The sequence below is a fragment of the Candidatus Arsenophonus triatominarum genome, from assembly GCF_001640365.1.
GTDB classification, from domain to species: domain Bacteria; phylum Pseudomonadota; class Gammaproteobacteria; order Enterobacterales; family Enterobacteriaceae; genus Arsenophonus; species Arsenophonus triatominarum.
Genome location: NZ_LWMI01000004.1, coordinates 59883 through 79653, shown reverse-complemented (window position 1 = coordinate 79653; position 19771 = coordinate 59883). Strand labels below are relative to the sequence as shown.

Annotated in this window: 29 protein-coding genes and 4 pseudogenes; 21 read left to right on the top strand and 12 right to left on the bottom strand. The window is 39.5% G+C overall.

The window, feature by feature from the left end; translation table 11 throughout:
- Positions 1-652 precede the first annotated feature (652 nt).
- Both AYJ55_RS01400 and AYJ55_RS01395 read right to left on the bottom strand, forming a co-directional pair.
- Positions 653-1087 (bottom strand): transposase family protein, encoded by a 435-nt coding sequence (locus tag AYJ55_RS01400; protein ID WP_063653775.1) that lies wholly within the window; start codon positions 1085-1087, stop codon positions 653-655.
- A 138-nt stretch (positions 1088-1225) separates the two neighbouring features.
- Positions 1226-1744, bottom strand: a complete 519-nt coding sequence (locus AYJ55_RS01395) for a helix-turn-helix domain-containing protein (protein ID WP_063653773.1) — start codon at positions 1742-1744, stop codon at positions 1226-1228.
- 170 nt (positions 1745-1914) lie between these two features.
- On the opposite strand from AYJ55_RS01395, the gene AYJ55_RS01390 reads away from it, so the two are divergent.
- Complete coding sequence (locus tag AYJ55_RS01390) at positions 1915-2202, top strand: IS630 transposase-related protein (RefSeq protein ID WP_063653771.1); 288 nt, start codon at positions 1915-1917, stop codon at positions 2200-2202.
- Positions 2203-2221: 19 nt separating this feature from the next.
- Here the strand turns inward: AYJ55_RS01390 and AYJ55_RS01385 are convergent, their stop codons facing one another.
- Together AYJ55_RS01385 and AYJ55_RS01380 are read right to left on the bottom strand one after the other, a co-directional pair.
- On the bottom strand, positions 2222-2710 hold the full coding sequence (locus tag AYJ55_RS01385; protein ID WP_063653499.1) for an IS630 family transposase: 489 nt from the start codon (positions 2708-2710) through the stop codon (positions 2222-2224).
- Entirely contained in the window at positions 2679-3044 is a 366-nt protein-coding gene (locus AYJ55_RS01380) for an IS630 transposase-related protein (protein WP_063653415.1), read from the bottom strand. The genes AYJ55_RS01385 and AYJ55_RS01380 overlap by 32 nt, the downstream gene beginning before the upstream one ends.
- 35 nt (positions 3045-3079) lie before the next feature.
- On the opposite strand from AYJ55_RS01380, the pseudogene AYJ55_RS32410 reads away from it, so the two are divergent.
- From AYJ55_RS32410 to AYJ55_RS32405, 11 genes and pseudogenes are all read left to right on the top strand, one after another.
- Positions 3080-4069: pseudogene (locus tag AYJ55_RS32410) on the top strand (IS3 family transposase); the annotation flags it as partial.
- An 18-nt stretch (positions 4070-4087) separates the two neighbouring features.
- Positions 4088-4384: pseudogene (locus tag AYJ55_RS01370) on the top strand (recombinase RecT); the annotation flags it as partial.
- Between the two features lie 129 nt (positions 4385-4513).
- The gene (locus AYJ55_RS01365) at positions 4514-4879 is read left to right on the top strand and encodes an IS630 transposase-related protein (RefSeq protein WP_063653767.1); all 366 of its coding nucleotides are present in this window, start codon (positions 4514-4516) and stop codon (positions 4877-4879) included.
- Positions 4803-5336, top strand: coding sequence for an IS630 family transposase (locus AYJ55_RS01360; protein WP_162505291.1), 534 nt, complete (start codon positions 4803-4805; stop codon positions 5334-5336). Before AYJ55_RS01365 ends, AYJ55_RS01360 begins: the two co-directional genes overlap by 77 nt.
- A complete protein-coding gene (locus AYJ55_RS27685) occupies positions 5336-5704 on the top strand; it encodes a transposase (protein ID WP_162505216.1) in 369 nt (122 codons plus the stop codon). The genes AYJ55_RS01360 and AYJ55_RS27685 overlap by 1 nt, the downstream gene beginning before the upstream one ends.
- Positions 5705-5707: 3 nt before the next feature.
- Positions 5708-5851 carry a hypothetical protein gene (locus tag AYJ55_RS30375; RefSeq protein WP_187153142.1) on the top strand — a complete coding sequence of 48 codons (144 nt, stop codon included), beginning with the start codon at positions 5708-5710 and terminating at the stop codon, positions 5849-5851.
- Between the two features lie 549 nt (positions 5852-6400).
- Complete coding sequence (locus tag AYJ55_RS01350) at positions 6401-7891, top strand: MFS transporter (RefSeq protein ID WP_063653765.1); 1491 nt, start codon at positions 6401-6403, stop codon at positions 7889-7891.
- Between the two features lie 50 nt (positions 7892-7941).
- Positions 7942-8631, top strand: coding sequence for an N-acetylmannosamine-6-phosphate 2-epimerase (locus AYJ55_RS01345; RefSeq protein ID WP_063653764.1), 690 nt, complete (start codon positions 7942-7944; stop codon positions 8629-8631).
- A complete protein-coding gene (gene nanK, locus AYJ55_RS01340) occupies positions 8628-9503 on the top strand; it encodes an N-acetylmannosamine kinase (RefSeq protein ID WP_063653763.1) in 876 nt (291 codons plus the stop codon). Before AYJ55_RS01345 ends, nanK begins: the two co-directional genes overlap by 4 nt.
- Positions 9500-9964, top strand: a complete 465-nt coding sequence (gene nanQ, locus AYJ55_RS01335) for an N-acetylneuraminate anomerase (protein ID WP_063653762.1) — start codon at positions 9500-9502, stop codon at positions 9962-9964. The genes nanK and nanQ overlap by 4 nt, the downstream gene beginning before the upstream one ends.
- Positions 9965-10044: 80 nt before the next feature.
- A pseudogene (locus tag AYJ55_RS32405) lies at positions 10045-10390 on the top strand (transposase); the annotation flags it as partial.
- A 9-nt stretch (positions 10391-10399) separates the two neighbouring features.
- Here the strand turns inward: AYJ55_RS32405 and AYJ55_RS24480 are convergent.
- Positions 10400-10645 (bottom strand): annotated as a pseudogene (locus AYJ55_RS24480) (integrase core domain-containing protein); the annotation flags it as partial.
- A gap of 87 nt (positions 10646-10732) precedes the next feature.
- Between AYJ55_RS24480 and AYJ55_RS01325 the strand changes: the two are divergent.
- The 5 genes from AYJ55_RS01325 (at position 10733) to AYJ55_RS01305 (ending at position 13928) form a co-directional block, all read left to right on the top strand.
- Positions 10733-11182: a helix-turn-helix domain-containing protein gene (locus tag AYJ55_RS01325; RefSeq protein ID WP_063653760.1), complete on the top strand. Its 450-nt coding sequence runs from the start codon at positions 10733-10735 to the stop codon at positions 11180-11182.
- Positions 11166-11531, top strand: coding sequence for an IS630 transposase-related protein (locus AYJ55_RS01320; protein ID WP_063653415.1), 366 nt, complete (start codon positions 11166-11168; stop codon positions 11529-11531). The genes AYJ55_RS01325 and AYJ55_RS01320 overlap by 17 nt, the downstream gene beginning before the upstream one ends.
- Positions 11455-11988 (top strand): IS630 family transposase, encoded by a 534-nt coding sequence (locus tag AYJ55_RS01315; protein ID WP_162505291.1) that lies wholly within the window; start codon positions 11455-11457, stop codon positions 11986-11988. The genes AYJ55_RS01320 and AYJ55_RS01315 overlap by 77 nt, the downstream gene beginning before the upstream one ends.
- Positions 11989-12594: 606 nt before the next feature.
- Entirely contained in the window at positions 12595-12867 is a 273-nt protein-coding gene (locus tag AYJ55_RS01310) for an acyl-homoserine-lactone synthase (protein ID WP_162505215.1), read from the top strand.
- Between the two features lie 338 nt (positions 12868-13205).
- A complete protein-coding gene (locus AYJ55_RS01305; RefSeq protein ID WP_063653758.1) occupies positions 13206-13928 on the top strand; it encodes a helix-turn-helix transcriptional regulator in 723 nt (240 codons plus the stop codon).
- Here the strand turns inward: AYJ55_RS01305 and AYJ55_RS01300 are convergent.
- Positions 13910-14557, bottom strand: a complete 648-nt coding sequence (locus AYJ55_RS01300; protein WP_162505214.1) for an acyl-homoserine-lactone synthase — start codon at positions 14555-14557, stop codon at positions 13910-13912. The genes AYJ55_RS01305 and AYJ55_RS01300 overlap by 19 nt on opposite strands.
- A 418-nt stretch (positions 14558-14975) precedes the next feature.
- Here AYJ55_RS01300 and AYJ55_RS01295 point away from each other — a divergent pair, with 418 nt between their 5' ends.
- Together AYJ55_RS01295 and AYJ55_RS01290 are read left to right on the top strand one after the other, a co-directional pair.
- A complete protein-coding gene (locus AYJ55_RS01295; protein ID WP_063653755.1) occupies positions 14976-15341 on the top strand; it encodes an IS630 transposase-related protein in 366 nt (121 codons plus the stop codon).
- Positions 15265-15798 (top strand): IS630 family transposase, encoded by a 534-nt coding sequence (locus AYJ55_RS01290; RefSeq protein ID WP_162505291.1) that lies wholly within the window; start codon positions 15265-15267, stop codon positions 15796-15798. The genes AYJ55_RS01295 and AYJ55_RS01290 overlap by 77 nt, the downstream gene beginning before the upstream one ends.
- 862 nt (positions 15799-16660) lie before the next feature.
- Here AYJ55_RS01290 and cspE read toward each other — a convergent pair.
- Entirely contained in the window at positions 16661-16876 is a 216-nt protein-coding gene (gene cspE / locus AYJ55_RS01280; RefSeq protein ID WP_063653751.1) for a transcription antiterminator/RNA stability regulator CspE, read from the bottom strand.
- Between the two features lie 329 nt (positions 16877-17205).
- On the opposite strand from cspE, the gene AYJ55_RS01275 reads away from it, so the two are divergent.
- The gene (locus AYJ55_RS01275) at positions 17206-17505 is read left to right on the top strand and encodes an Hsp20 family protein (protein WP_063653747.1); all 300 of its coding nucleotides are present in this window, start codon (positions 17206-17208) and stop codon (positions 17503-17505) included.
- Between the two features lie 201 nt (positions 17506-17706).
- On the opposite strand, the gene AYJ55_RS01270 is transcribed toward AYJ55_RS01275, so the two are convergent.
- Together AYJ55_RS01270 and AYJ55_RS01265 are read right to left on the bottom strand one after the other, a co-directional pair.
- The gene (locus AYJ55_RS01270; protein WP_063653745.1) at positions 17707-18030 is read right to left on the bottom strand and encodes a transposase; all 324 of its coding nucleotides are present in this window, start codon (positions 18028-18030) and stop codon (positions 17707-17709) included.
- A complete protein-coding gene (locus AYJ55_RS01265; RefSeq protein WP_187153141.1) occupies positions 18017-18307 on the bottom strand; it encodes a transposase in 291 nt (96 codons plus the stop codon). The genes AYJ55_RS01270 and AYJ55_RS01265 overlap by 14 nt, the downstream gene beginning before the upstream one ends.
- 81 nt (positions 18308-18388) lie before the next feature.
- Here AYJ55_RS01265 and AYJ55_RS27680 point away from each other — a divergent pair, with 81 nt between their 5' ends.
- Positions 18389-18544 carry a transposase gene (locus AYJ55_RS27680; RefSeq protein ID WP_162505211.1) on the top strand — a complete coding sequence of 52 codons (156 nt, stop codon included), beginning with the start codon at positions 18389-18391 and terminating at the stop codon, positions 18542-18544.
- Between the two features lie 20 nt (positions 18545-18564).
- Here AYJ55_RS27680 and AYJ55_RS01260 read toward each other — a convergent pair whose 3' ends face one another.
- The 3 genes from AYJ55_RS01260 to AYJ55_RS01255 are packed head-to-tail and all read right to left on the bottom strand — an operon-like array spanning position 18565 to position 19732.
- Positions 18565-19164, bottom strand: coding sequence for a recombinase RecT (locus AYJ55_RS01260; protein ID WP_063653741.1), 600 nt, complete (start codon positions 19162-19164; stop codon positions 18565-18567).
- A complete protein-coding gene (locus AYJ55_RS30370) occupies positions 19161-19331 on the bottom strand; it encodes a hypothetical protein (protein ID WP_187153140.1) in 171 nt (56 codons plus the stop codon). The genes AYJ55_RS01260 and AYJ55_RS30370 overlap by 4 nt, the downstream gene beginning before the upstream one ends.
- Positions 19301-19732, bottom strand: a complete 432-nt coding sequence (locus tag AYJ55_RS01255; RefSeq protein ID WP_063653739.1) for a PD-(D/E)XK nuclease-like domain-containing protein — start codon at positions 19730-19732, stop codon at positions 19301-19303. Before AYJ55_RS01255 ends, AYJ55_RS30370 begins: the two co-directional genes overlap by 31 nt.
- Between the last annotated feature and the right edge of the window lie 39 nt (positions 19733-19771).

The window sequence follows — 19771 nt, the reverse complement described above, 5'->3', positions numbered from 1 at the left end:
ATTTTTAAAAATTAATTATTACTTATTATAAATAAGTAATAAAAATATTTCAATTGAGTTAATTCCCTATCTATTTTTATAGAATTCTAGGAGACTTAAATTATTTTTTTTTACATTAAAAATAAAATAATTTTTTGTAACTTTATGTGAGTTAGAAAATAAAAAATAAACAGTAACCTTATTGCAGTTTGTTTTTTTAACGTCTAAGAATTTAGAAAATTTTTAACAAAAATCAACTTATTTTTGGATAGAATAATGCTGTAAAAAAATGATTTTTCCATTTTTTAGGCATGAGTGAGGTTTCTAAACAAACTGTCATGATGTTTTCATGAGCAATATAAGGTTATTTTCTACAATAGGGTGTATTTTAATAGAACCCCCCTTACCCCAAAATGCGGACATAGCGCATTAGGGCAATATCCAAAGCATAACCGACTAACTTGAGCCATCCTTAATACTTTAATAAAACGAGAATATCGTATCCTTCCACCACAAAGAATTCAGCTAAACGAATCAACACCTAAAAACCACTTGATGGTCAAGAAATTAAATCGCTCTAAAAGTGAGGAACAAAATGGTTCTGTCGCATTAATGGAGAATAAGCGTGTTGCTTAATAGTGAAATAAGGGTATTTCGGTGATTGAAGTAAATTTTAGGCTGTTCTGAGATGGAAATTCCAAAGACCGGCACTAAGGAGTAAAAAGGTATCATCAATAAAGGGTCTACGATTCCGTAAAATTTGGGTCATACAACCGAGGCGCTTGATACCCGCGATGGCGTGTTCAACCGTAATACGGATGCCCGAGATTATTTTATTTTCTTGTTTTTGTTCAGGCGATAAAGGTCTTTTTCGAGTTCCTTTTTTTGGGATTTGTGTATTAGGATGCTGTTTATCTATACCTTGAAAACCGGTATCGGCCCAGATGGTTACCTCAGGGGGAATATGGCGAATTATATCGACTTTATCGAGTAAGCGTTTATCATGACGGCGCCCATTTTTGATCATGGGGATAAATCCAATTTTCCTCGTTTCGTCAGTCATAATAAGCCCTTTTCGAGTGGTCTGTCTTTTCTTTCCCGAATACATTAAGCCTGTTGCTCAATAGCAAAATTAATTATGACTTACAAAAAAACCAGCCGATGATGATAAAATCATCAATTTTTGCATTAAAAATAACCCATGTAAGATTAAAAAATAAACTATTTTTGTATTTTTTAGATGTATCTAACTTGTTTTTATTTTAAGCAACTTTATTTCACTATTGAGCAACATGCTTATTTTTTTTCGCCGACGCAGATTCTGCGGCTTTTGGACAGGTCGCTCTGTCCCATCAATAAAGACGTCTTTAACTCCAGGAAAGGCGCGAAAAAATTCCTCAGCAGAGCGAATTTGACGAGCGTGCAAAACACATTCTCGCCCCAAGGTCATCTCTAAAACCGGCAATAATATTTTTACCCAGCGACATACCCGTGTTCTATCTAAACCAAAAAGAAGTCCTTGCAAATCATAGGTCGGATAACATTTTAAATACAATAAAATAAAAAGCAGTTTATCTAATGGGGTTGGGATAAATCCTTTCTGCCCTGCACCCATCTGCCGCTCGTGATCTTTTCGATTCTTTTTCCGATAAATCAAATAACAAGCTGAAAATTCAGCGGCTAAATTTTTCAATTCTTCGACTGATAATCCAATGATTGCTTTACATAAACGATTATCTCGTAACAACCGCTTTTTGTTGATCATTTCAAACCGTTATTTTCTAAGTTAAACCTCTTTTTATTGTCTATAGCGTGACAAAAAATGCAAGTCTCTATTCAGCAACTATTTTAATGAATAAACTGATGCAGACGGTAAGATTTTCAGGCAACTAAAGCATATAGCTAGGCGACTTAATTTTGATTACAAGGTGTGTTATGAGTTATACAATTGATTTTCGACGTAAAGTAATATCTGTAAGGAAAGCCGAAGGTTTAACAATTCGAGAAACTGCGAAACAATTCCGTATTGGAAAAGCGTCTTTAGTACGTTGGCTTAAACGACCAGAGCCAAAAAATTCAACGCCACGTAAGAGGAAGCTCGATAAAAATGCTTTAGCAAAAGATGTGGAACAGTATCCAGATGCTTACCAAAAGGAACGGGCAGAGCGATTCGGTGTTTGTAAAAAGACTATTTGGCAATCCCTTAAAAAGCTGGGATTATAGCTAGGCGACTTAATTTTGATTACAGCATATGTATTAAAAACAGGTCATCGATAGTGCATCCTGTTTCCATCTTTTTACGTTTAGCTTGAGACCATTTATGTTCTATAGGATTTAAATCTGGTGAATACACCGGCAAATATTCTATCTGGTGTCCTGCGTTTATAATTGCCTGTTCAATATTCTTACCTTTGTGAAAGCTAGCGTTGTCCATAAAAATAACAGAATTTTCAGGAAGTTCTGGGAGCAATATTTTTGTGATCCAAACATAAAAAACATCACGATTAATATTGCAATCAAATAATCCGATAGCAAAAAGGGTTGTTCCCAATAAAGCGCCAATAACATTTGTTCTTCCCTTAGCACCCCAGTTTTTCAGGCCAAAACAACGGTGACCTTTTGGGGAATAGCCGTGAGTTCGTGGAGTGTCATGTGAAAAACCACTTTCATCAATAAAAACAACAGATTTATCTTTTTTTTCATACTGTTGTCTTTTTTGCTGATGTGCCAGCCTGTCGCTTTCGTTGGTTTTTGGATGGAATAGAGTTTTTTTTATAGGTTAATCCCAGCTTTTTAAGGGATTGCCAAATAGTCTTTTTACAAACACCGAATCGCTCTGCCCGTTCCTTTTGGTAAGCATCTGGATACTGTTCCACATCTTTTGCTAAAGCATTTTTATCGAGCTTCCTCTTACGTGGCGTTGAATTTTTTGGCTCTGGTCGTTTAAGCCAACGTACTAAAGACGCTTTTCCAATACGGAATTGTTTCGCAGTTTCTCGAATTGTTAAACCTTCGGCTTTCCTTACAGATATTACTTTACGTCGAAAATCAATTGTATAACTCATAACACACCTTGTAATCAAAATTAAGTCGCCTAGCTATAACACCTGAACAAATTGAGTTCAGAGAATGAAGAAAAAAATCCACCGGCTGGAAATGGAGAATGACATCTTAAAAAAGGCTACTGCGCTCTTAATGTCCGACTCACTGAAAAATTTTCGGTAGTTGAAAAGCTAAGAGTGCTTTATCCGGTGAAAACTTTGTGTCGTATTTTTAATGTTCACCGAAGCAGTTATCGCTATTGGTGTCGGCCTAAGGAGCCAAGTATTGAGCGGACGATAAAACGTAGCCTAGTCAGCGAAGTGTGGAACGTTAGTGGCGGCTCTGCTGGCGCAAGACTATCGCCACGATGGTTACCAATACACACAACGTGAAACTTGGGCGGTGGTTAGCGGGTAAGTTGATGAAAGAATTAATCATCGTCAGTTGCCAAGAGCGAAAACATAAATACAACCGCGGTGGAAATGAACGTATTGATATTCCAAATCTGCTCAATAGGCAGTTCGCTGTTACAAAGCCTGACCAGGTTTGGTGCGGCGATGTAACCTATATTTGGACAGGCTCACGATGGGCCTATCTGGCTGTGGTATTGGATTTGTTTGCCCGAAAACCGGTGGGCTGGGCAATATATTTGCACCAGACTCAGAATTAACAGCCAAAGCACTACAAATGGCTTGGGAACTACGTGGGCATCCCAAACAGGTGATGTTCCATAGTGATCAGGGAAGTCATTATACCAGTCGTCAGTATAGGTAGGCATTGTGGCGTTATCAGATGACCCAAAGTATCAGTCGCAGAGGGAATTGTTGGGATAATAGTCCGATGGAACGATTCTTCCGTAGTCTGAAGACCGAATGGGTACCAACGACTGGCTACCAAAGCTTTAGTACTGCTCAGTCAGCCATTATTCGCTACATAACCCACTACTATAGCGATATTAAGACCTCACTGGTATAACGGTGGATTAACGCCAAACGAATCAGAGCGACTGTTCCGTGAACAGTCAGGTAGGGTGGCCAATTTTAGTTGACCACTACATTGCGCCAAAGATGGACTGATGCCCGATGGGAGAGAAGCCGCGCTGGTTGTCAGAAGTACCAAAGTCAACAATCAGTTTGTGAAAAAAGCCGTCTACATACCGATGGTTGACTGCGTCATTAAGCGTGCCCGTCAATCTGGTCAAGTCTCCAGTATTTTTGTTGATGTGTTTTATGAGGTGGATGAATTCAAACGTTGGGCTGATGAGCGAGGAAAACACTTTAAACACATTTCTAATGATACAGAAGAGCGTGGTGAAATTCGGCTGGTATATGCTGCCGCTAAGCTGAAAAATGGCGAATTTTGATGGAAGTAATGAGTCGGGCTGACGTGTAAAAGATACGCGATACGGTACAAAGCGCAAAACACGATTCAAGTCCTTGGGTGAAGTGGTTTGATATAGCTAGACGACTTAATTTTGATTACAAGGTGTGTTATGAGTTATACAATTGATTTTCGACGTAAAGTAATATCTGTAAGGAAAGCCGAAGGTTTAACAATTCGAGAAACTGCGAAACAATTCCGTATTGGAAAAGTGTCTTTAGTACGTTGGCTTAAACGACCAGAGCCAAAAAATTCAACGCCACGTAAGAGGAAGCTCGATAAAAATGCTTTAGCAAAAGATGTGGAACAGTATCCAGATGCTTACCAAAAGGAACGGGCAGAGCGATTCGGTGTTTGTAAAAAGACTATTTGGCAATCCCTTAAAAAGCTGGGATTAACCTATAAAAAAAACTCTATTCCATCCAAAAACCAACGAAAGCGACAGGCTGGCACATCAGCAAAAAAGACAACAGTATGAAAAAAAAGATAAATCTGTTGTTTTTATTGATGAAAGTGGTTTTTCACATGACACTCCACGAACTCACGGCTATTCCCCAAAAGGTCACCGTTGTTTTGGCCTGAAAAACTGGGGTGCTAAGGGAAGAACAAATGTTATTGGCGCTTTATTGGGAACAACCCTTTTTGCTATCGGATTATTTGATTGCAATATTAATCGTGATGTTTTTTATGTTTGGATCACAAAAATATTGCTCCCAGAACTTCCTGAAAATTCTGTTATTTTTATGGACAACGCTAGCTTTCACAAAGGTAAGAATATTGAACAGGCAATTATAAACGCAGGACACCAGATAGAATATTTGCCTGTGTATTCACCAGATTTAAATCCTATAGAACATAAATGGTCTCAAGCTAAACGTAAAAAGATGGAAACAGGATGCACTATCGATGACCTGTTTTTAATACATATGCTGTAATCAAAATTAAGTCGCCTAGCTATATTAATCTTTCTGATATTCTTTCCAATATTACCCATCTCACCCTTTATCTCGGATTTTATCTAAAGAAACCCCCTGCCTCGCTCAGTCGCTTAAAACATTATTCCGGCGAAGATAACATCACGTTACGTTATAAGAGCCACCGCACGAAAAAACAGGAAGACTTGGTCATGACATCCGATGAATTTATTACCCAGTTTGCGTCTCATGTGCCAGAAAAATGGTTTCACATGATCCGCTATTACGGCTTTTTAAGTCCATCAGCACGGATGCGAAAAATGTTAACGGAGGTTGTTTATCCTTTAGCCCAGCAAGATAAAAAACCCGCTAAAAAAGTCACCTGGTGAAACATGTATCAACACGTCTTTAAAGTCGATCCACTTGCTTGTCTCTTATGTGGGAAAAAATTACTTTTCGCAGGAATGAATTTTGGATTGAATCGTAAAGAACTTATGGCGCGTCACCATGATCTGGTTTGTTTGCGGTGGCGATAAAAACTCACGACAGGGTAGATCTATCCTTTTGTTCAAAATTGATTAATAATTAATCGTTTTTTAACCATCTATTCCGTTTCTTAATCTCAACCTTCAACATAATTTTGGCAAAATTTAGAAGAAAATAAAAAGGGTTTCATCATGGCGCAGGTTAATGAGTAACCATTTCGGGTATTAATTTCTTATACATCAAGTATTTTCCCTGCTTTGACCGGCGAAATCGTAGTCGTCATCTCTTCCCTGCTGTTTACGCAATTATTGGGCTCCCATGATGGGGTACAGCCCAACGTTGTGCAATATGAATTGCTAAAAAACAGTATGGCGGCAGGGTATATCCTGAACGACAAAACATATTACGTCTCATCGCGTGAGTCAGATCGCATTTTTTCATATTCGCCTCCTGGGTACATGACCTCATTCACACATTTCATGATGCCCCATTGCGGTGTAATACTTCTAAAAAATAACTTAATTGGAGTTTAATTTTAGAAACTCCCGTCTGTTTTTGGCCCTACAGCATAAACACTTTGCTCATAACAGGAGAGCAATATGAATAGAACAATAAGTACCACTCCATGGTATAAGCAGCTCAATAAGTCGCAGTGGCGGGCGTTTTTCGCTGCCTGGCTTGGCTATTTACTGGACGGTTTTGATTTCGTTTTAATTGCTCTGGTGCTGACTGAAGTTCAGAGCGAGTTCCAGCTAACCACCGTTCAGGCGGCGAGTATTATCTCTGCAGCATTTATCTCCCGCTGGTTTGGTGGCTTACTGCTCGGGGCGATGGGTGACCGCTATGGCCGCCGCCTGGCGATGGTCAGCAGTATTATTCTTTTTTCCGCCGGCACGCTGGCCTGCGGCTTTGCGCTGGGATATACCTCCATGTTTATCGCCCGCATGATGATCGGGATGGGGATGGCAGGGGAGTACGGCTCCAGTGCGACCTATGTCATTGAAAGCTGGCCGAAACATCTGCGTAACAAAGCCAGCGGCTTCCTGATATCCGGTTTTTCTGTCGGCGCCGTTGTGGCGGCGCAGGTATACAGCCTGGTGGTACCCGTCTGGGGCTGGCGTGCCTTATTCTTCCTCGGTATCCTGCCAATTATTTTAGCGCTGTGGTTGCGTAAAAATATTCCGGAAACGAAAGACTGGGAAGAACACCAGACGAGGAAAGCACCGATACGGACAATGGTGGATATCCTCTATCTCGGAAAATATCGTACCATGAATATCGTGATGACACTGGTCGCGATAGCTGCTCTGTGGTTTTGCTTTGCTGGGAACCTGCACAACCCTCTCGTGGTGATTGCGCTGGCGCTCATTTGTGCTGTTATCTTTGTCAGCTTTATGGTGCAGAGCAGCGGAAAACGCTGGCCGACCGGTGTGATGCTGATTGTTGTCGTTTTGTTCGCGTTTCTCTATTCCTGGCCTATCCAGGCGCTGCTGCCAACCTATCTTAAAAGCGAACTGGCATACGATCCGGCGACGGTTGCGCAGGTTCTTTTCTTCAGCGGATTCGGCGCGGCCATCGGCTGTATTGTTGGCGGATTCCTTGGCGACTGGCTGGGTACGCGTAAAGCCTACGTTTACAGCCTGCTGGCATCACAGGTGCTAATTATTCCTGTCTTTACGATCGGTGGCTCCAGCATCTGGGGCCTAGGTATCCTGCTCTTTTTTCAACAGATGCTGGGGCAGGGGATCGCAGGGATCTTACCGAAACTGATAGGTGGTTATTTCGATGCCGACCAGCGTGCTGCCGGTCTGGGCTTCACCTATAACGTCGGAGCTCTGGGCGGTGCGGTAGCGCCGGTCATCGGTGCGCTGGTTGCGCAGCATATGAATCTGGGCACGGCGTTGTGGTCGCTCTCCTTTGGATTAACGTTTGTGGTGATCCTGCTGATTGGCCTGGACATGCCGTCCCGCGTACAGCGCTGGGTCCGCCCTGAAGCGCTGCATACCCATGACACTATTGACGGTCAACCGTTCAGTGGCGCAATGGCTCGTAACCACAAAGCGGATGTCCCGCTTTGCAGTAAACACTAAATTAACGTGCTCGGCGCTGTCGGGCGCAAATTGAAGTAATGGGTAGTGCCATGTCTTTATTTGATACTTTGGATGTAAACGTTAAAAAATTGGGTGAGCTCATTGTTTCCTGCCAGCCGGTACAGGGCAGCCCGTTAGATAAACCTGAAATCGTCGCGGCCATGGCGCTGGCGGCGGTACAGACGGGCGCGGTCGCAGTACGTATTGAAGGCATTAATAACCTGAAAGCGACGCGCAAGCTTATTTCAGTACCGATTATTGGCATCATCAAGCGCGATCTGTCTGACTCACAGGTGCGCATTGCGCCGTTCCTGGACGATGTGGATGCTTTGGCGCAGGCAGGCGCGGATATTGTCGCTTTTGACGGCACGGATCGCCCACGCTCGGTCAGTGTTGAAGCAATTATTGAACGTACTCACCAGCAGGGCTGCACGGCGATGGCGGACTGCTCCAGCCTGGAAGACGGTACGCATTGCCACAATATTGGTGCGGAAATTATCGGTACTACGCTCTCAGGGTATACCATGGATGTTGTGCCGGATACACCAGATTTCCCGCTGGTGCAGGCGCTGAGCGCAAAAGGCTATCGTGTGATTGCCGAAGGCCGGTTTAACTCCCCAGCTCTGGCGGCGCAGGCCTTACAACACGGTGCGTGGGCGGTAACCGTCGGTTCCGCGATTACACGTCTTGAACACATCTGCCAGTGGTATCGCGAAGCACTGGCTGAGGTTTCGGCATGACAACATTAGCGATTGATATCGGCGGCACGAAGCTTGCCGCTGCGCTGATTGATGCGCAGCATAGCGTGCTGGAGAAAAAAACGGTGCCGACGCCGGCCAGCAAAACGCCGGTAACGCTGACAGAAGCGTTAAGCGCACTGGTCGCGCCTTTCGAAGGGCAGGCGTTACGGGTAGCGGTAGCCTCCACGGGAATTATTCGCCACGGCGTACTCACGGCGTTAAACCCTGATAACCTCGGCGGACTGGCGCAATTTCCCCTGACGGAAACGCTGGTGCGGTTGACGGGGCTACCGTGCCTAGCGGTGAACGATGCGCAGGCAGCAGCCTGGGCTGAATATCACGCCCTGCCTGCTGACGCGAGCGATATGGTGTTCATCACCGTTTCAACGGGCGTGGGCGGCGGTATTATTTGCAACGGCAAGCTCCTGCGGGGGAAAGAGGGGCTAGCAGGGCATATCGGCCATATGCTGGCCGATCCGCATGGTCCGCGCTGCGGCTGCGGCCGTACCGGCTGTGTGGAGGCTATCGCCTCCGGCAGGGGTATTGCCGCGCTGGCGACTGACGATCTGCACGGTATGACGGCCAGAGCGATTTTTGCGCTGTCACAGAACGGTCATCCCCAGGCTATGTCGTTGATCCACCAGTCGGCGAGAACGGTTGCCCAGCTGATTGCTGACATGAAGGCAGGCTATGACTGTCAGTATGCCGTGCTGGGCGGCAGTGTCGGGCTAGCACCCGGTTATCTCGCCCTGATTGAGGCATATCTGGCGCAGGAGCCTGCAGTCTATCACGCGAAAATTTTGGCTGCACACTATCAGCATGATGCCGGCCTGCTGGGTGCGGCATTGTTAGCAGAGGAAAATGCATTATGATTATCGGCAATATCCACCACCCGGAATGCGCTGGCCTGTCCCCCGTCCTGCTTCAGGCCGTGATTCTGGCCGTAAAAGCGAACCCACAGAAGTGCGATCCGGGGCGTTATGATTTACAGGGTGATGATATTTATATGAACGTCATGCGCCTCTCCACACAGCCAGCGCAGAGTAAAAAAGCGGAGCTGCACGAAAAATTCATTGATATTCAGATCCTGCTGGAAGGCGAAGAGATAATCCATTACGGCGTGACCGGCAGCACCCGTAAGTGTGATGCGTGGCATAAAGAAGATGATTACCAGCTGTGTGCGGAAATTGCCGGTCAGCAACAGGTGGTGCTGGAACCCGGTATGTTTGCCATCTTCTTCCCCGGTGAACCACATAAGCCGTGTGTGCAGGGTACACAAAGCGCTGAGATTAAAAAAACTGTGGTTAAGGTTAACCATGCACTGCTTGCGTGATAAGGCTTTCGCCCTATTATTTAGTAGTGTTCAAAAATCTGTGTCATATCTTAAACTCAAAAAAAAAAGAGGTATGACATATGAGAAATCAATCATTTAATTTTGATGAAGCGTTGAAGCAATTACAATCAGGTAAAAATTTACTCGGTACGGATGGAATACTCACACCACTCATAAAACAGCTGACCGAAGCTGCCCTGCAGGAAGAAATAGAACACTACCTATCGACAACGTCAATCGATACGAGTAAAAATGGCTATACTCGAAAAACGGTTAAATCGACATCAGGTTAATTTGAACTGAAAACGCCCAGAGACAGGTCAGGTGCTTTTGAGCCTCAGCTCATTTAAGAAAAATCAGACAAAATTATCAGAGGATATTGATAACAAAATCCTATCGTTATTTGCATTAGGCATGAGTTATCGTGTTTAGTGGTCAACTAAAATTGGCCACCCTACCTGACTGTTCACGGAACAGTCGCTCTGATTCGTTTGGCGTTAATCCACCGTTATACCAGTGAGGTCTTATATCGCTATAGTAGTGGGTTATGTAGCGAATAATGGCTGACTGAGCAGTACTAAAGCTTTGGTAGCCAGTCGTTGGCACCCATTCGGTCTTCAGACTACGGAAGAATCGTTCCATCGGACTATTATCCCAACAATTCCCTCTGCGACTGATACTTTAAAATAGTTGCTGAATAGAGAGTTGCATTTTTTGTCACGCTATAGACAATAAAAAGAGGTTTAACTTAGAAAATAACGGTTTGAAATGATCAACAAAGAGCGGTTGTTACGAGATAATCGTTTATGTAAAGCAATCATTGGATTATCAGTCGAAGAATTGAAAAATTTAGCCGCTGAATTTTCAGCTTGTTATTTGATTTATCGGAAAAAGAATCGAAAAGATCACGAGCGGCAGATGGGTGCAGGGCAGAAAGGATTTATCCCAACCCCATTAGATAAACTGCTTTTTATTTTATTGTATTTAAAATGTTATCCGACCTATGATTTGCAAGGACTTCTTTTTGGTTTAGATAGAACACGGGTATGTCGCTGGGTAAAAATATTATTGCCGGTTTTAGAGATGACCTTGGGGCGAGAATGTGTTTTGCCCGCTCGTCAAATTCGCTCTGCTGAGGAATTTTTTCGCGCCTTTCCTGGAGTTATAGCTAGGCGACTTAATTTTGATTACAAGGTGTGTTATGAGTTATACAATTGATTTTCGACGTAAAGTAATATCTGTAAGGAAAGCCGAAGGTTTAACAATTCGAGAAACTGCGAAACAATTCCGTATTGGAAAAGCGTCTTTAGTACGTTGGCTTAAACGACCAGAGCCAAAAAATTCAACGCCACGTAAGAGGAAGCTCGATAAAAATGCTTTAGCAAAAGATGTGGAACAGTATCCAGATGCTTACCAAAAGGAACGGGCAGAGCGATTCGGTGTTTGTAAAAAGACTATTTGGCAATCCCTTAAAAAGCTGGGATTAACCTATAAAAAAAACTCTATTCCATCCAAAAACCAACGAAAGCGACAGGCTGGCACATCAGCAAAAAAGACAACAGTATGAAAAAAAAGATAAATCTGTTGTTTTTATTGATGAAAGTGGTTTTTCACATGACACTCCACGAACTCACGGCTATTCCCCAAAAGGTCACCGTTGTTTTGGCCTGAAAAACTGGGGTGCTAAGGGAAGAACAAATGTTATTGGCGCTTTATTGGGAACAACCCTTTTTGCTATCGGATTATTTGATTGCAATATTAATCGTGATGTTTTTTATGTTTGGATCACAAAAATATTGCTCCCAGAACTTCCTGAAAATTCTGTTATTTTTATGGACAACGCTAGCTTTCACAAAGGTAAGAATATTGAACAGGCAATTATAAACGCAGGACACCAGATAGAATATTTGCCTGTGTATTCACCAGATTTAAATCCTATAGAACATAAATGGTCTCAAGCTAAACGTAAAAAGATGGAAACAGGATGCACTATCGATGACCTGTTTTTAATACATATGCTGTAATCAAAATTAAGTCGCCTAGCTATATCAACACGTCTTTAAAGTCGATCCACTTGCTTGTCTCTTATTGTGGGAAAAAATTACTTTTCGCAGGAATGAATTTTGGATTGAATCGTAAAGAACTTATGGCACGTCACCATGATCTGGCTTGTTTGCGGTGGCGATAAAAACTCACGACAGGGTAGATCTATCTTTTTGTTCAAAATTGATTAACAATTAATCGTGTTTTAACCATCTATTCCGTTCCTTATCTCAACCTTCAACATAATTTTGGCAAAATTTAGAAGAAAATAAAAAGGATTTCATCATGGCGCAGATTAATGAGTAACCATTTCGGGTATTAATTTCTTATACATTGAATGAGAATAATCCATCACGAGTTTCGCACCAATAAAAAAACGCTCTATTTTTAAGTTTAATTCAGCATAATATATAAATAGACAAAATCTTATAAATTAAAGGTAACTTATTGTAATTTAAACAAATTTATACGTTTTAGTAACTTGCAAATTAACCATTGCGTTTAAGCCATTTCTGGAATTTTATATGCCTGTGCGAAACTCGTGTCCATATAACATTGATTATTTTTTTAACTAAGATAATGTATTTATGTGGAACTCGATAATGTTAAATTTTATTGATGTTAAATACTCAGAAATATCTAACTGTCAATTAAATGATTTATTTTTCCTCAGGAAGAAATCATTCAAAGACAGGCTTAATTGGTTAGTTAAATGTAAAAATAATAAAGAATTTGATGAGTATGATAACAAAGACGCTAATTATATTTTAGGGTTCTATAAGGATAGAATTATCTGTGGGATTAGACTTATTGATATGATGAATGCTAATATGATTAAAGGAGAATTTAATAAATATTAAAAAAAATAGATTTACCTAATGGAAATTATACACGAGTTTCGCACAGGAATATAAAATTCCAGAAATGGCTTAAACGCAATGGTTAATTTGCAAGTTACTAAAACGTATAAATTTGTTTAAATTACAATAAGTTACCTTTAATTTATAAGATTTTGTCTATTTATATATTATGCTGAATTAAACTTAAAAATAGAGCGTTTTTTTATTGGTGCGAAACTCGTGGATGAGATGAAATATTCATTTCATCATGAAGAAGAGAAAAACCAAAAAATTAAAGAAAAAGAGTATGGAGATTAAAATAATTCCTCTAATCATAAAATATTAATTGAGAGATAAAAATGAAAATTAAATTTTTCGGAAATAAATTAATAAATCAAAAAATTAAGAATTATTTAGAAGAAGAAATTAAAAAATATGGCGATATTAAATATGCTTATTTAATTATGAATAAAGTCAATCCAATGAATGTAATAATAATTAACAACCACACTGATTGGTTTGATTTTTATATAAAAGGTAATTACCAACTTATCGACCCTGTAATTATAAATGCGATGGAAAGAGTTGATGATTTCGAGTGGGATGATAAAATTATGATATATTCAGAAATGAAACTACCAAAAATTTTCAAAAAATCAGAAAAATATAATATCAAAAAAGGGCACACATTCATACTTCATGATTACAATGATAACTTAGCAGTATTGTCTATATTTCATACAAAGTTAGACAGTAATATTGCACAACTCATACATGATAATAAAGAAAAATTACAACAATTACTTATTAAAACACATCAAAAATTTTTATCTCTTTATGAAGAGATAGAAAGAAATCGTAGTCAATTTAAATACTCAGCGCTTTCTCGTAGGGAAAATGAAATTTTATATTGGGTTAGCATGGGGAGATCATACCAAGATATTGCCAAGATACTAGGCATTAAACATGGAACCGTAAAATTTCACATGAGCAATATAGTTAAAAAACTAGGAGTTTATAATGCCAAACATGCTATAAAGCTAGCCACAGAATTAAAAATTATTCACATGCCATCTGGATAAAATGTTAAAGGCCAGTGATCATCAAATTTATATTTAGATAAAATTTTTTTCTTTAATAAAAAAGTATTACCTAAATCAATTGGCATAATAATTAAATAAATAATTTCTTTTTTTTCCGAAAAACCCTTATTAATAATAGAAATATTCCATCCAGACCGCTTAAAAATAATTAGCATCTGATGACTAATGATTGCACACAAACCATCATAACCGTAACTTCTTGTATAATAAATCATTGACAAAAAAAGCATTGAGCTTATAGCGTATTTATTTATTTTATATTGCCTCGTTCTGTCTTTATCTACAAATAATCTACTGGCATCAATATAATTTCCATTAGGTAAATCTATTTTTTTAAAATATTTATTAAATTCTCCTTTAATCATATTAGCATTCATCATATCAATAAGTCTAACCCCACAGATAATTCTATCCTTATAGAACCCTAAAATATAATTAGCGTCTTTGTTATCATACTCATCAAATTCTTTATTATTTTTACATTTAACTAACCAATTAAGCCTGTCTTTGAATGATTTCTTCCTGAGGAAAAATAAATCATTTAATTGACAGTTAGATATTTCTGAGTATTTAACATCAATAAAATTTAACATTATCGAATTCCACATAAATACATTATCTTAGTTAAAAAAATAATCAATGTTATATGGACACGAGTTTCGCACCAATAAAAAAACGCTCTATTTTTAAGTTTAATTCAGCATAATATATAAATAGACAAAATCTTATAAATTAAAAGCAACTTATTGTAATTTAAACAAATTTATACGTTTTAGTAACTTGCAAATTAACCATTGCGTTTAAGCCATTTCTGGAATTTTATATGCCTGTGCGAAACTCGTGATGGATTATTCTCATTCATGAAGATCATTCAATAACACTTTAAGATCACTTTAACTTGAATTTATTTTTTAGCGGTTCTTTAATCAAAATTCCTTCCTTTTATGAGGAAAAAAGTTAACCGAAAATTCTGTTTCATCATTCATGTTATAGCTAGGCGACTTAATTTTGATTACAAGGTGTGTTATGAGTTATACAATTGATTTTCGACGTAAAGTAATATCTATAAGGAAAGCCGAAGGTTTAACAATTCGAGAAACTGCGAAACAATTCCGTATTGGAAAAGCGTCTTTAGTACGTTGGCTTAAACGACCAGAGCCAAAAAATTCAACGCCACGTAAGAGGAAGCTCGATAAAAATGCTTTAGCAAAAGATGTGGAACAGTATCCAGATGCTTACCAAAAGGAACGGGCAGAGCGATTCGGTGTTTGTAAAAAGACTATTTGGCAATCCCTTAAAAAGCTGGGATTAACCTATAAAAAAAACTCTATTCCATCCAAAAACCAACGAAAGCGACAGGCTGGCACATCAGCAAAAAAGACAACAGTATGAAAAAAAAGATAAATCTGTTGTTTTTATTGATGAAAGTGGTTTTTCACATGACACTCCACGAACTCACGGCTATTCCCCAAAAGGTCACCGTTGTTTTGGCCTGAAAAACTGGGGTGCTAAGGGAAGAACAAATGTTATTGGCGCTTTATTGGGAACAACCCTTTTTGCTATCGGATTATTTGATTGCAATATTAATCGTGATGTTTTTTATGTTTGGATCACAAAAATATTGCTCCCAGAACTTCCTGAAAATTCTGTTATTTTTATGGACAACGCTAGCTTTCACAAAGGTAAGAATATTGAACAGGCAATTATAAACGCAGGACACCAGATAGAATATTTGCCGGTGTATTCACCAGATTTAAATCCTATAGAACATAAATGGTCTCAAGCTAAACGTAAAAAGATGGAAACAGGATGCACTATCGATGACCTGTTTTTAATACATATGCTGTAATCAAAATTAAGTCGCCTAGCTATACTGACAGGAAGCGGAGGTTTGTTGTCACCGATCATGCAAAACTGATCCACTTTACCAACTTAAACGGTACCACTAGCAAAACAAATATAAAAAAATGCTCAGCGGAGCTGATCAAAATCCGACATGACAGATGATTCAAAGAACATCCATATTGAACCTCTTATATCAGTAATATACCTAAACCAAAAAGCGGCTTATCAGCGCACTGGTCAGGTTTTATGCGCTATGTCATAAAAGAGAAGTTAGTGGATCAATTTTGATTGATCGTATTCAGCTAAAAAGTGGAGCACTTTTCGGTGATCGTTGACACTTTGTCGTAATAGTGCTTCAAATTCTTTTTTAAGATTTAATATTTAAAACCAGTGATCTTCTTCATGTAATACATAAACAAACCAATAGGTAGTAAAAAATACCCCTATAGCAAGGTGATTAATTAGAATTTTTAATTAACATAAATAATGTTCACATCAGGGAAAATTCTCCAAAAAATAAATAATAAAGGGTTCTAATTTAGAACCCCAACAATAAATCGCTTTTTAGTTTTTTCTTGGTTACATCTCAATCACGGGATATTATCATGATTCAAGCCAACAAACATAGAACAACGTTTCGAAGACTCCAACCTGGTATGTCCGTTTTTCACAATGAAGAAATTATTAAAATAATAAGATTACGAGAACGTAAATTAACAGATAGAGGCTTACTTTACTATTTTGATGTTGAGGGTGGTAACGGAACTCTGATAGGTGAAAGCGGCAAACGGATATTTACTACTAACTAAATGAAATTATCAAGTAGTAAAAAAGATAACCACGCGATAATTTCAATGAATTCAATCCTACGATAAGGCTATCACATTAGTTGCTGAAGGTCCTTTACGACCACTTTCTACTGAAAAATTCACTTCCTGCCCTTCATAGAGCGTCTTATAATCATTACCCTGAATAGCAGAATAATGAACAAACACATCCTGACTGCCGTTTTTGGGTGAAATAAATCCAAAACCTTTATCAGCGTTAAACCATTTAACAATACCTGTATTGATGCTTGACATATAAGTTCCTTAATTTTGTTAATTAATCAAAAATCTCAAAGATTAACACGATTTTTACTAATGGATTTAATCAGAAGGAACTCATTAATGAAGAGGTATTATGATATCGCTAAATTTTGAATTACTTAAAATTTTTACTAATAAAAATAGATTTTTACTTTCGAGACCAAACTAATTAGGTCATACTTTTTTATCTAATGCAACAATTATTTTTCACAAAAATAGTTATCAGACACTTAAAAATAATGAAGCGAGTTCTTATTAAAAAGTAAAGTCAATAAGCGCAAAAAGGAGACAATATTGTTTATCGTTCTTTTTCTCTTATTCCTATGCTCAGTGATAACCTGTTATCCGACAGATTTACTCAAATGGATAAGCTGTTTAGTCAAATAACCGGCGAGAAACCTTTGTCAGATATTCCGGCTTACAATTTATACCAAAAAGATAAAGAAAATATGGAACTCACAGTAACTGTTCCTGGTTATAAACAACACGAGTTAGACATATCGGTGCTGAATAATAATCTAACCATCAGCGGAAAAAGTGAAATAGATAAAGAAGAAAGTAATGATGATAGCAAAACAGAAAAATGGTTACATAAAGGTATCGAAAAAAAGGCTTTTCGATGAGCTTTGACCTTGATGTATAAGAAATTAATACCCGAAATGGTTACTCATTAACCTACGCCATGATGAAATCCTTTTTATTTTCTTCTAAATTTTGCCAAAATTATGTTGAAGGTTGAGATAAGGAACAGAATAGATAGTTTAAAAACGATTAATTGTTAATCAATTTTGAACAAAAGGATAGATCTACCCTGTCGTGAGTTTTTATCGCCACCGCAAACAAGCCAGATCATGGTGACGTGCCATAAGTTCTTTACGATTCAATCCAAAATTCATTCCTGCGAAAAGTAATTTTTTCCCACATAAGAGACAAGCAAGTGGATCGACTTTAAAGACGTGTTGATACATGTTTCGCCAGGTGACTTTTTTAGCGGGTTTTTTATCTTGCTGGGCTAAATGATAAACAACCTCCGTTAACATTTTTCGCATCCGTGCTGATGGACTTGAAAAGCCGTAATAGCGGATTATGTGAAACCATTTTTCTGGCACATGGGACGCAAACAGGGTAATAAATTCATCGGATGTCATGACCAGGTCTTCCTGTTTTTTCGTGCGGTGGCCTCTTATAGCGTAACGTGATGTTATCTTCGCCGGAATAATGTTTTAAGCGACTGAGCGAGACAGGGGGTTTCTTTAGATAAAATCCGAGATAAAGAACATCCCTCAGAGATAGTCGTTTAAACGAAGCAGGAGCCATTGTGAGCGGTTTTTCTGTTGAATTTGCATATAATACCCCAAACATCGAAAATAGCTCAGCGGCGCAAGGAAGACGTCTAGCGAGGCGATGAATCACGGTTTTGAGCACCATTCTATTGTAGTGGCATACTAAATTTGGCCACCTAAGTTGAGGTGATATGCTTACCTCATAATTTTTATAGGTGCCGAAATGAGTAAAATAATTACTGCTGAATTTAAATGTGAAACCGCCAAATTAGTCCTTGACCAAAATTACACCTACCAGGAAGCCGCGAAAGGCATGAACGTCAGTCTTTCAGCGATTAGCCGGTGGGTAAGAGCCCTTCGTTTAGAACGTCAAGTGTAGTGGCCAATTTTAGTTGACCACTACATATCAAACCACTTCACCCAAGGACTTGAATCGTGTTTTGCGCTTTGTACCGTATCGCGTATCTTTTTCACGTCAGAGCGACTCATTACTTCCATCAAAAATTCGCCATTTTTCAGCTTAGCCGCAGCATATACCAGCCGAATTTCACCACGCTCTTCTGTATCATTAGGAATGTGTTTAAAGTGTTTTCCTCGCTCATCAGCCCAACGTTTGAGTTCACCCGCCTCATAAACCACATCAACAAAAATACTGGAGACTTGACCCGATTGACGGGCACGCTTAATGACGCAGTCAACCATCGGTATGTAGACGGCTTTTTTCACAAACTGATTGTTGACTTTGGTACTGCGAACAACTAACGCAGCTTCTCTTCCGTCTGGCATCAGTCCATCTTTGGCGCAACGGGTTAAGGCCAGCACCAGTGATTGTTTATCGGCATCTTGCAACTCCGTATTCTCTATCAGTGCAGTCGCTGCGGTTCGGGTGAACTGCTCAGGTGTGACCTGAGCGGGTAACATGGCTGCTATTCCTTGTTGCATGATGACAGATTGCAAATTGGCATAGATGTTGGTCATCGTTTGTAATTCGGTATTCATGCCACACCCCCTTCCATCATCAACGCTTCTCTGCGTTTTCTGTCTGCCTGTTTTGCCCAGAAAGGACGGGATATCATCGCAACCGCTTGGGTTTCTGTTCCGTTTTCAAGTGCATCAATCACGTGGTTAACCTGAATCACACCCTCTTCGCTATCTTCTTCATCCAACATACCCAACTGCACGGGATAGCGCCCACACTCCGGTCTTTTGCCAATTGCACAGAACAGAAAATCAATATCAAGATTAAAACTTTTTGAACGATAATCTGGTAGAACGCTGCCTGTAAGTGATAGCCAAACTTGTCAACGGACTTACCGAAGTCATGAAAATCATCGGTCGTTTTTACATCGAGAATGAACGGCGCACCGGAGTAAAGTCCCAACCAATCAGGGCGGATTTTTAACAGCGTGCCTTTTTCCGTGTGGTAGAAAATTGATAATTCCGGCTCGCCGTTTTCGAGTAGTTCTGAAACCAGCACAGAATCACGCATCAGCTCAATTTGCTCAAAGTCGTCTTTTTTGAGCACAATTTGATTGTTGACTACGGCTTGAGCTTCAAATTCCGCCAATAAGCGTGTTGCTTAATAGTGAAATAAGGGTATTTCGGT

Excerpts from the sequence above, each read along its gene's own strand:
- AYJ55_RS01400 (WP_063653775.1), bottom strand. The coding sequence starts at position 1,087 with ATGTATTCGGGAAAGAAAAGACAGACCACTCGAAAAGGGCTTATTATG.
- AYJ55_RS01395 (WP_063653773.1), bottom strand. The coding sequence starts at position 1,744 with ATGATCAACAAAAAGCGGTTGTTACGAGATAATCGTTTATGTAAAGCA.
- AYJ55_RS01390 (WP_063653771.1), top strand. The coding sequence starts at position 1,915 with ATGAGTTATACAATTGATTTTCGACGTAAAGTAATATCTGTAAGGAAA.
- AYJ55_RS01380 (WP_063653415.1), bottom strand. The coding sequence starts at position 3,044 with ATGAGTTATACAATTGATTTTCGACGTAAAGTAATATCTGTAAGGAAA.
- AYJ55_RS01365 (WP_063653767.1), top strand. The coding sequence starts at position 4,514 with ATGAGTTATACAATTGATTTTCGACGTAAAGTAATATCTGTAAGGAAA.
- AYJ55_RS30375 (WP_187153142.1), top strand. The coding sequence starts at position 5,708 with ATGTATCAACACGTCTTTAAAGTCGATCCACTTGCTTGTCTCTTATGT.
- AYJ55_RS01350 (WP_063653765.1), top strand. The coding sequence starts at position 6,401 with ATGAATAGAACAATAAGTACCACTCCATGGTATAAGCAGCTCAATAAG.
- AYJ55_RS01345 (WP_063653764.1), top strand. The coding sequence starts at position 7,942 with ATGTCTTTATTTGATACTTTGGATGTAAACGTTAAAAAATTGGGTGAG.
- nanK (WP_063653763.1), top strand. The coding sequence starts at position 8,628 with ATGACAACATTAGCGATTGATATCGGCGGCACGAAGCTTGCCGCTGCG.
- nanQ (WP_063653762.1), top strand. The coding sequence starts at position 9,500 with ATGATTATCGGCAATATCCACCACCCGGAATGCGCTGGCCTGTCCCCC.
- AYJ55_RS01325 (WP_063653760.1), top strand. The coding sequence starts at position 10,733 with ATGATCAACAAAGAGCGGTTGTTACGAGATAATCGTTTATGTAAAGCA.
- AYJ55_RS01320 (WP_063653415.1), top strand. The coding sequence starts at position 11,166 with ATGAGTTATACAATTGATTTTCGACGTAAAGTAATATCTGTAAGGAAA.
- AYJ55_RS01310 (WP_162505215.1), top strand. The coding sequence starts at position 12,595 with ATGTGGAACTCGATAATGTTAAATTTTATTGATGTTAAATACTCAGAA.
- AYJ55_RS01305 (WP_063653758.1), top strand. The coding sequence starts at position 13,206 with ATGAAAATTAAATTTTTCGGAAATAAATTAATAAATCAAAAAATTAAG.
- AYJ55_RS01300 (WP_162505214.1), bottom strand. The coding sequence starts at position 14,557 with ATGTGGAATTCGATAATGTTAAATTTTATTGATGTTAAATACTCAGAA.
- AYJ55_RS01295 (WP_063653755.1), top strand. The coding sequence starts at position 14,976 with ATGAGTTATACAATTGATTTTCGACGTAAAGTAATATCTATAAGGAAA.
- cspE (WP_063653751.1), bottom strand. The coding sequence starts at position 16,876 with ATGTCAAGCATCAATACAGGTATTGTTAAATGGTTTAACGCTGATAAA.
- AYJ55_RS01275 (WP_063653747.1), top strand. The coding sequence starts at position 17,206 with ATGCTCAGTGATAACCTGTTATCCGACAGATTTACTCAAATGGATAAG.
- AYJ55_RS01270 (WP_063653745.1), bottom strand. The coding sequence starts at position 18,030 with ATGACATCCGATGAATTTATTACCCTGTTTGCGTCCCATGTGCCAGAA.
- AYJ55_RS27680 (WP_162505211.1), top strand. The coding sequence starts at position 18,389 with ATGAGTAAAATAATTACTGCTGAATTTAAATGTGAAACCGCCAAATTA.
- AYJ55_RS01260 (WP_063653741.1), bottom strand. The coding sequence starts at position 19,164 with ATGAATACCGAATTACAAACGATGACCAACATCTATGCCAATTTGCAA.